The sequence below is a fragment of the Mesorhizobium australafricanum genome, assembly GCF_033977265.1.
Lineage (GTDB): Bacteria > Pseudomonadota > Alphaproteobacteria > Rhizobiales > Rhizobiaceae > Mesorhizobium > Mesorhizobium australafricanum.
On sequence record NZ_JAVIIT010000042.1, the window covers coordinates 1 to 2,821 of the forward strand.

General features: G+C 60.8%; 1 protein-coding gene and 1 pseudogene. Both read left to right on the forward strand.

Features of this window, described 5'->3' with window-relative positions:
* Positions 1-416: 416 nt before the first annotated feature.
* Positions 417-730, forward strand: a pseudogene (locus RFM98_RS31020) (IS5/IS1182 family transposase); the annotation flags it as partial.
* Between the two features lie 530 nt (positions 731-1,260).
* Positions 1,261-2,821: hypothetical protein (locus RFM98_RS31025; protein ID WP_320312275.1), on the forward strand; the 1,561-nt coding region annotated here is incomplete at its 3' end.

A 2,821-nucleotide genomic window follows, 5' to 3' on the forward strand; every position in this document is an offset into this window, starting at 1 on the left:
GAGCTGGCTTTACTTCACCCATAAGGTGCCTAGACTACCCGCGGCTTAGACCAATCCGGGTTATGTGAGATCGGCTCAGCCTGCCGAAAAGTCGCGCCCGACCTCACATAACCCTCCCGATTCCGATATGAAGCCGGCCGCCATTCCGGTATGAAGCCGGCCGCCATTCCAACCAAAGACCGGCCGTTTTTCGGCACTGAAGATTACCTCCTGGATCAGCAACTTTGGCACCAATTACCTCGCGATGAACGAGGACATTTTGATGCCGGCAAGGAGAAGGCTGACCATGAGACAGTTGAGACAAATGCTTTGGCTTGCCGGAAGCGGGATCAGCTCGCGCGAGATTGCGGTCGTGCTGGGAATAGCATGCAGTACGGTGCAGGATAATCTGCGGCGCGTAGCGGCAATCGGGTTGAGCCGACGCTAGATACCGTGGCCACAATGCACCTCAAAGCCACAAGTTCAGGGTCATCACCGCCGGCCAGAAGCGGTGCATCACACCGGCCATCAAGCGGCAGATGCGCCGCCGCTCCGCGATCGAGCCATCGGCCACATCAAGGCCGAACACCGGATGGACCGCAACTACCTCGCCGGCGAGCAGGGCGACGCCGTCAACGCCATCCTGGCCGCCGCCGGCTACAACGTCTCGCTGCTGCTCAACTGGTTCAGGCAGCTTTTGTGGCTGCTCCTCGCCGCGCTCCAAAGCCGGCCGAAATCCCTCGAAGCCTGACGAGCTGCATTGTTCAGGGGCGACTGGATAGGGAGAGCATGATTTTTCTGCAGACCCAGTTCACGCCGCACTCGGATCGCTCTCATAAGAATTCAACGGATTGGGAGATGGGGGCGGGAGTTCTTAGTTCGTTAGGTCCCCAATTTTTCGTCGGCTTCCCTTACAACCGCGCCTTTAAGCGCTGCCGCGAGGCTGCAAACACCTTTGCATGAGGCAACGCCTGAATCTCGCGGAGCATCGTTACGTGAGGCAATACGCACGCTCACCTAGGTTGCCGCGCCGCTTGGCTGCATAAGGCGAGGCGCGGCATCACCAGATCCGTCAGCTTCGCAACGGCGGCCGGACGGGGCTGGTCGAAGGGGAAGATCGGCGGGCCTTTGCAGCGAGTTCCTCCTTCGCGCCTGGAGTGATGATCTCGACTGCGTCCTGCCGCGCTCTCGGTCCGTCAGCCTGTCGACAGCTGAGTCCCATAGAACAGTTTCCAGCCGCCAGGGCGGCTTGAGCTGCTCGGAACAGGCAAGGGAGATACGATGGATCCCTTTAACAATGTCAATCGGTCCCACGTCTCAGATTTCGCCCGCACAGACGATGCAGGCTCGCAACAGCAGCAGACCAACCAGGCGCGTTTTCAGGAGCATCTGAACGCGTTGCCGCCGGGCCAGCATCGGCAAGCCGTTCCAAACAGCCGTCTCGCCAGGCGGCGGACCGGCTCAAATGCAGATGCGGTTGGTCCGAGCATGCTGCAAGAGGAGGGCGCCGGGGAAGGCGGTTCGCACTTGCCCTTTGCTCCACCAGCTCACTCACCTGCGCAGAGTTTTGACCAGGACGAGCTCTTTGCCGCCGCCGATCGCGCCGGGCCGTTTGCGGCTGCAAGTTTCGCTTCGCAGTTCTGGCAGGATGCGCAGCGGGTCGTCCACTCACCCGCGCAAAGTGTCGATCAGCCGCGGAGCCGCGCAGCGATTGGGGGCGGTTACGAAGCTTTGAGTTCCATCCCGCCGCCGCGGGTCAACCTGCCCGCCACGGGATTTGGAAGCGCACCCGATGTCGTGAACTTCGCTCACGTCGTCACGGACGCATATCGGCCTGCGGCCAATCAACAGGGCGATCTGACCGGCGCGCGCCATACAATGCCGGCCGCGGCGCCGCACCAGGCTGCCGTCGTTCAGCGAACGCGCCGCCGCAAGCGCGGCCGCGAGCATCCGGACGAGGCGCTTTTTGCCGCCTACCGTGCCGAGGTGGCTAAAACAGCCAAGGTGAGTGAAAGCTCGATCACTGGCGATATAGTGGCGCTGCGCAAGTTCAGCACATGGCTTGACGAGAACCATCGGACCCAGATCGCCGGCCGGATTGATGACGAGCAGCTGGACGGTCTGGCGAAAAACTTTGTGGGCAACAATGTCGTACTACTGAGCGACACCAAAGTGGCATTGGGAAGGCTCCGGCAGCATTCTGCCGGACAGCCTGTAACGGCTGTTTCGACTGTTCGACGACCCGGCACGAAGGACGATGATGAACTCTTCGCCCAATACCGGGCAAAAGCCAGGGCCCGCCTCAAAGAAGGAACCTTGGGGAACGATCTAGCGGCGCTGCGCAAGTTCAGCACATGGCTTGCCGAGAACCACCAGAGCCAAATCCACGGTCGGATTGAGGACGAGCAGCTGGACGGCCTGGCGAAGAACTTCGCGGGCAACGATGCCAAACTACTGAGCGACACCAAAGTGGCATTGGGAAGGCTCCGGCAGCATTCTGCCGGACAGACTGTCACAACAGCTAAAACTCGCCCCGTCAACGAAGAGAACCAGGTGATCGAAGATGCATGTCGGGCAGCTGCAAGCAGGTACGGAAAAGACACGCTAAAAGTCTATCGGAGTCATTTGTGTCGTTTCAACGAGTGGCTCAGTCAGAACTTCGGCAAGGGCATTGCCCAGATTGAACCCGCGGTGCTGAGCCGGGCGGTTGACGAGTACAAGAAGAACGCAGGCCCCCGTTTCGGCACAGCCTGGGGCTTTCTGCAGAAATACCGGCAAATGGTCGCAGCCAACAATGCGCTGGGCTTGGCAGCCCATGGGCAAGCGGCCCCGCGCGAGCAGC